Annotated in this window: 5 protein-coding genes and 1 pseudogene; 2 read left to right on the top strand and 4 right to left on the bottom strand. The window is 47.5% G+C overall.

Translation table 11 applies throughout. The features are described 5' to 3' along the window. Nucleotide 1: 1 nt before the first annotated feature. Genes DXD65_RS07675 through DXD65_RS07685 form a run of 3 tightly spaced genes read right to left on the bottom strand, consistent with a single transcriptional unit; the run spans nt 2 to nt 3,449 of the window. Nucleotides 2-1,345, bottom strand: a complete 1,344-nt coding sequence (locus DXD65_RS07675; RefSeq protein WP_117887496.1) for an MATE family efflux transporter — start codon at nt 1,343-1,345, stop codon at nt 2-4. A gap of 1 nt (nt 1,346) precedes the next feature. Then, a complete protein-coding gene (locus DXD65_RS07680; RefSeq protein ID WP_005834912.1) occupies nt 1,347-2,585 on the bottom strand; it encodes a M16 family metallopeptidase in 1,239 nt (412 codons plus the stop codon). A gap of 24 nt (nt 2,586-2,609) precedes the next feature. Further along, the gene (locus tag DXD65_RS07685) at nt 2,610-3,449 is read right to left on the bottom strand and encodes a peptidylprolyl isomerase (RefSeq protein WP_008665944.1); all 840 of its coding nucleotides are present in this window, start codon (nt 3,447-3,449) and stop codon (nt 2,610-2,612) included. 93 nt (nt 3,450-3,542) lie between these two features. Here DXD65_RS07685 and DXD65_RS07690 point away from each other — a divergent pair, with 93 nt between their 5' ends. Together DXD65_RS07690 and DXD65_RS07695 are read left to right on the top strand one after the other, a co-directional pair. Beyond that, on the top strand, nt 3,543-4,970 hold the full coding sequence (locus tag DXD65_RS07690; protein ID WP_008665943.1) for a sigma-54-dependent transcriptional regulator: 1,428 nt from the start codon (nt 3,543-3,545) through the stop codon (nt 4,968-4,970). Nucleotides 4,971-5,192: 222 nt separating this feature from the next. After that, the gene (locus DXD65_RS07695) at nt 5,193-5,375 is read left to right on the top strand and encodes a hypothetical protein (protein ID WP_005828596.1); all 183 of its coding nucleotides are present in this window, start codon (nt 5,193-5,195) and stop codon (nt 5,373-5,375) included. Between the two features lie 94 nt (nt 5,376-5,469). On the opposite strand, the pseudogene DXD65_RS07700 reads toward DXD65_RS07695, so the two are convergent. Then, nucleotides 5,470-6,468 (bottom strand): annotated as a pseudogene (locus DXD65_RS07700) (alpha/beta hydrolase family protein); the annotation flags it as partial. Between the last annotated feature and the right edge of the window lie 50 nt (nt 6,469-6,518).

A 6,518-nucleotide genomic window follows, 5' to 3' on the forward strand; every position in this document is an offset into this window, starting at 1 on the left:
ATCAAATCCTTTCCCTGGTCTGTCTACGGAATCTCAGCCACAGCATCACCCCTGCACTGGTCAGTCCAAACGGGAAAGCCATCCAGACCCCCGTCAGTCCCCAGCCGAAGATGAAACCGCAGAGGTACCCTACGGGCAAAGATATAACAAAATAGGATATAAATGCAATAATCATCATCGGTTTCACATCCGAGATACCACGCAGGGCATTGGCAAAATTAATCTGCAATCCGTCACCGAACTGGTAAATCAGGAACGGAAAGAAGAGAGCGGCTACCATACCGGACACTTCCATATTATCTGTAAACCATCCTCCGACCTGACCGCGAAGTGCAAAGACAATACTCAACAGCACCACTTCCATGCATAAGATGACGTGAAGGCCAGCATACGCCGAACGGCGCACATTTTGCCCGTCGCCCTGCCCCTTAAAGTTACTGACACGCACAGCAACTGCAGCACCCATGCCATAATACATCATGAAGGTGAACTGAGAGATAGTGAGCATTATCTGATGTGATGCCAGAGCAAGTGTCCCCAGCCACCCCACCATGACAACACTGAGGCTGAAGGAAGCGGTCTCCATTCCCATCTGCATACCGACAGGCCAGCCCAAAGCATTGAGTTTCCTGAACATCGGTGTCGACCATCCCAGCCTCATAAATCCGAGTCTATAACGGATAAAACGGCGACTACGAAGCACAATCACCGCAAAGACCACGACCATCACAATGCGAGAGAACAAGGTACTTACACCCGCACCAAGCAATCCCATCTCCGGGAAACCCAATTTTCCATTGATCAGAATATAGTTTCCTACGATGTTAAGCGCATTCCCTCCAAGCAGAATCCACATGGCCGTCTTGGTGTCGGTGATGCCATCCGTAAACTGTTTAAAGCCGTTGAACAACATGACAAAGACCAGTGAAGCAAGCAACACCAGATAGTAAGGCTTGATTAGAGGCAACAATTCTCCGGGCTGTCCCAGCCGCTCCACATTGAAATAGAGAACAGCCATGACAAGAGTCAGCAACAAAGCCACCAGCACATTGGCAACCAGGCTACACCGCAACGCCTGCCCTGCCTCGGCAAAGCGGCGGTTACCGTAGAAGCCCCCTACAACCGGTGTCAGCCCGTAGCTGAAGCCCGTACTGAAAATAATGCAAAGAGTAAACAGATTGTTTACGAAAGAAGCGGCACCCAGTTCCTCCGTGCTGTGATGCCCAATCATCAGCGTATCGGCAAAACCAAGCACAATGACTCCCAACTGCCCCACCACAATGGGTAGCCCCAGGAGAAGCAATGCTTTATAGTGCTGCTTATACGTATCAAATAATTTTTTCATACTAAAGGTTTTCTTTTTGGTAATAAAGCACAATCCCGTTTTCATCGCGGAAGGTCTGTTGGGCGACCCTATGAAGCTGTTCTGCCGTCACAGAGCGGTAATTGTCCACTTCACGGTCTATGTCTTCCGCCTGCCCGGTCAGTTCAAACCAGGCAAGATTCGTGGCAACATTCAGATAATTGATGTTGCCGAATATCTGTGTAGACTCAAACTTGTTCTTTACTTTCTCCAATTCTTGTTCTCCAACAAACCCGGATTTCAACTCTTCCAACTCTTTCCGGACAGCAGCCTCGGCTTGCTCCAAAGATACGCCTGCAGATGGTTTTCCACTGATATGCAGCAGGCCGGCATCCCGTGTACCGGAGATATAGGCATCGAGACTGGAAAAGAACTTCTGCTCCTGCACCAGCCTGCGGGTCAAGCGACTGGAACGTCCATTGCTCAGAATATCCGACAGAATATCGAAGGCATAATAATCGGCATCCTCACGGCTGCACATGTGATAAGCCATGAACAAAGCATCCAGAGGAACATTCCGTTCCACCGTCTGCCGGCGTTCTGCCGTCTGTACAACTTCTTGCGGTAATTGCCTTACGGGCACATTCCTACGGGGAATGGGAGCAAACCATTTTTCTGTCAGCCTAACCGTTTCTTCCCACGAAATATTTCCGGTAACGGCCAGCACTGCATTATTAGGTGCATAAAAACGAAAAAAGAATTCCTTTACCTCGTCCAGCGTGGCATTGGCAATGTGAGAGAGGTCTTTCCCGATAGTAGGCCAGCGATAAGGATGCGTTTGATAAGCCAAAGGACGAAGCAGATGTCCCACATCACCATACGGCTGGTTCAAGCAACGTTGTTTAAATTCCTCCATCACTACCGCACGCTGCACTTCAAGACTTTGCTCACTGAATGCCAGTTCCAGCATGCGGTCGGACTCCAGCCAGAAGCCGATTTCCACATTCGATTTTGGAACCGTCAGGTAGTAATTGGTTATATCATTATTGGTCCATGCATTATTCTCTCCGCCTGCCAATTGCAAAGGAGCGTCATAATCAGGAATATGCACCGAACCTCCGAACATCAGATGCTCGAACAGATGGGCAAAGCCCGTATGCTCGGGATGTTCGTCACGGGCACCCACGTCATAAACAATATTCAAGGCAACCATCTGCGTGCTGGTGTCCTCATTGTGCACCAACCGCAGACCGTTGTCAAATATCTTTTTGTTTATTTTCATAAAATGGAATGACAGAATCTATCATCAATCTATCACTGTCACTTTTTTAATAACCACATCCTCTTCGGGACGGTCGTTACGGTCAGTCTTGACCTTCTGTATTTTATCAACAATATCCATACCTTCCAGCACTTCACCGAACACGGTATATGCACCGTCCAAATGTGGAGTACCGCCCACGGTAGTATAAGCCTTCACCTGCTTGGGGGTAAACTTGAACTCCGGTTCCTTGGCAACCTGAGCCTCTGCCTGCGCAATCAAGGAATCTTGCAAATCCATCAGACCGTCCTGGTCATTATTCTTGCGCATCTTGTAGATTTCCTTCATGTGTTTCTGCGCCAACGCGTTGAAAGCATTGTTCAAGCGCATCTGATTCATCTGCTGTTCCATCCCCAGCAAGGTAGAGTCATTATACACTTTTCCGGTCACAATGTAGAACTGGCAGCCGGATGATGCCTTGTCAGGGTTCACCTCATCACCCTGGCGTGCAGCCGACAAAGCACCTTTTTTGTGAAAATACTTCGGATAAACAAATTCGGCAGGAACGGTATAACCCACGTCGCCTGCCCCCAGCATCTTGCCTTTCGGAGCCTTCTTCGATTCCGGGTCACCTGCTTGTATCATAAAGTCCTTGATGACACGGTGGAACAGCGTACCTTCATACGTGCCGTCTTCCACCAGCTTGATAAAGTTATCACGATGTTTCGGGGTTTCATTATACAGTTTCACGGTGATGTCACCCGCACTTGTTTCAATCTTCAGCTTCGTTTCTTTTTCCATATCTTCCTCTTTCTTTTGTCCCGGCTTGCAAGCAGTCAGACTGCAAACCAGTATAGTTAATAATACAATAAGATTTCTTTTCATTTTGTTTTTTATTTAATTTAAGTTTGCAAATATACTAAAATCAGACAAAAGCACTTACCTTTGCCTACATAAAAGAGATAAAAGGCTAAAGCAATGACATCCATATTAATTGTAGAAGATGATATTACTTACGGCATGATGCTAAAAACATGGCTCGGCAAAAAAGGTTTCCAAGTAACCTCTGCCAGCAACATTGCCCGTGCTCAAAAACATATTGAGTCGGAAACCGTAGACTTGATATTGTCTGACCTGCGCCTGCCCGACAAGGATGGCATTGACTTATTGAAATGGCTGGGCGAACACGGCCTGCAAATACCGCTTATCATCATGACAGGATACGCTGACATACAGTCGGCCGTCCAAACCATGAAACTGGGAGCCTGCGATTACATTGCCAAGCCTGTGAACCCGGACGAATTACTGAAAAAAATAGGCGAAGCCTTGAATGCATCATCCTCCGCTTTGAAACAGATGATGCATTCGTCCCGAACAGATGATGCGTTTACCCCAAACAGACCATCCGTTTCACCCAAACAGACGATGCATTCCGACAAGATGAAAAATCAGCCTCTGAAGGGTGCAGAAGGCTCATTGTCCTCCTCCGACTTCCTTGAGGGAGAGAGCGACGCAGCCAAACAACTCTACAATTATGTGAAACTGGTTTCACCTACCAATATGTCTGTACTCATCAATGGTGCCAGCGGAACGGGCAAAGAATACGTAGCTCACCGCATCCACCAGCTCAGCAAGCGTGCCGACCAGCCGTTTGTAGCCATCGATTGCGGTTCTATTCCCAAAGAATTGGCCGCTTCGGAGTTCTTCGGGCACATAAAGGGCGCCTTTACCGGTGCACTGACCGACAAAACGGGCGCTTTCGTCGAAGCCAACGGCGGTACCATCTTCCTGGATGAGATAGGTAATCTGAGCTATGAAGTGCAAATACAGTTGCTGCGTGCTTTGCAAGAGCGCAAGATACGTCCGGTAGGTTCAAACAAAGAGATAAGCGTGGACATACGTCTGGTATCCGCCACCAACGAAAATTTGGAGCAAGCCATCGAAAAAGGGGCGTTCCGTGAAGATTTATATCACCGTATCAATGAATTCACCCTACGCATGCCGCAACTCAAAGACCGCCGTGAAGACATCCTGCTCTTTGCCAATTTCTTTCTGGACCAGGCCAACCGCGAAATGGACAAGCAACTGACCGGCTTTGATGACAAGGCATCCCGCGCCCTATTGGAATATCCCTGGCCCGGCAATCTACGCCAAATGAAGAATATGGTACGCCGTGCAACCTTGCTGGCACAAGGCAAATTCATTACTATCAACGAACTGAATGAACTGAAAGAACCCGCACCGGCCATCATCGGTATCCCTCTCCGCAATGAGGAGGCAGAGAAGCATCAAATCATCGAAGCCTTGCGGCAGACGGGAAACAACAAGAGCCGCGCTGCACAACTGTTGGGCATTGACCGCAAAACGCTGTACAACAAGTTGAAGCTTTATAACATATCCGACTAAAGGGTGTGGAATTATTCCACACTCCCCTCCACACATTCCACATTTTTCCACACTATGCCACACTTTGCATAGAAACATATATCACTAGCTATCAGAATATTATCCAACACGCACTCTTTCTGGCACACCATTTGAACTATATTAGACGTAAGCAACAAGCGCTACAACAAGCAAGCACTTAGACTTAACAATAAGATATACCAACCTAAAAGCAAATGAATTATGAAAAAATTAGTATTAGTAGCAGCCCTGTTTATGTTTGTTTGTGGTGGAACGTTCTTGGCTCAAGCTAAGGCTCCGGTAGAACAGCCGAGTAAGACAACAACCTTGTCTAACGACACTGTGGTAACGGATACTTTGCAGAAAGCCGAGAACGTCCAAGACACAGCAAAAGTGGCCCAATAACAGTAAGCACACTACAACAAAAAAGCCGTTTCCTCCTTGTCTATTCTGGGAAACGGCTTTTTAAATTGATAGTTGACAGTTATCAACTAAGAAATCACCAATGTCTTTCCGGATAAAGGTCATTCCACCATGCCGGACTATCCTGCAGCCAGCGGGCAAACCAAGCCATAATTGAATTGTGCCACAATTCACGTTTTGCATAATCAAGTACAAAATGGTTTTCACCATCTACGGTAATAAATTCCACCGGCTTGCCCAATATCTTCAGCGCATTGTACAATTGGATACTTTCACCGATAGGCACGTTTGTATCTACCGTGCCATGCAGCAACAACAGAGGGGTATTAATCTTGTCCGCATTGAACAATGCTCCATGCTTCGTAAACAAATCGGGATTATTCCAAGGATAGCTATCGGCTGCCGCAACAGAGTTATAGGAATATCCCCAATAACCCTCGCCCCAATAGCTCGTTACATTGCTGATGCCAGCATGCGAGGCAGCGGCAGCAAACATGTCCGTCTTAGTCTGCAGATACATCGTCATGAATCCTCCATAAGAGGCACCCAGGCATCCGATACGTTTATCGTTGACAAACGGATGGGCTGCACAGAATTTCTTCGTACCTTCAATGATCTCATCGGCCGTACGCTCACCCCATGCATTGACATGGCGTGCAGAGAACTCCTGGCCGTACCCGATGGCACCACTGGGCTGGATAACATAAACCACATAGTCACGTGACGCAAACAACTGTGCACAGTACGGGGAAGTTATACCGCGAGTCGTAGGAGTCGTTCCTCCATAATAGTATACGATAAGCGGATACTTCTTGTTCGGGTCGAAAGACGGCGGAAGGCAAATCATTCCCTTTATCTCCGTACCGTCCGAAGCTGTAAAGTTCCACTCTTCCATCTGTCCCAGCTCAATCTTGTCGAGGACGGGCTTCATGGGGTTGGCAAGCAGGGTAGAAACTTTTTTCTTCGTGTCGTACGTATAGGCTACGCCCGTACTGGTGTTTCCTCCGCCCACATAGGCAGCCACAACCGGATTGTCATTGGCCAGCGTGAAGGAAGTAATCACATCTTCCTTAATTCCGCAACACTATTATAAAATATTTTTTTTAAGTACCTGAGCAACAAAAA

Source organism: Bacteroides sp. 4_1_36, from assembly GCF_003466325.1.
Classification (GTDB): domain Bacteria; phylum Bacteroidota; class Bacteroidia; order Bacteroidales; family Bacteroidaceae; genus Bacteroides; species Bacteroides uniformis.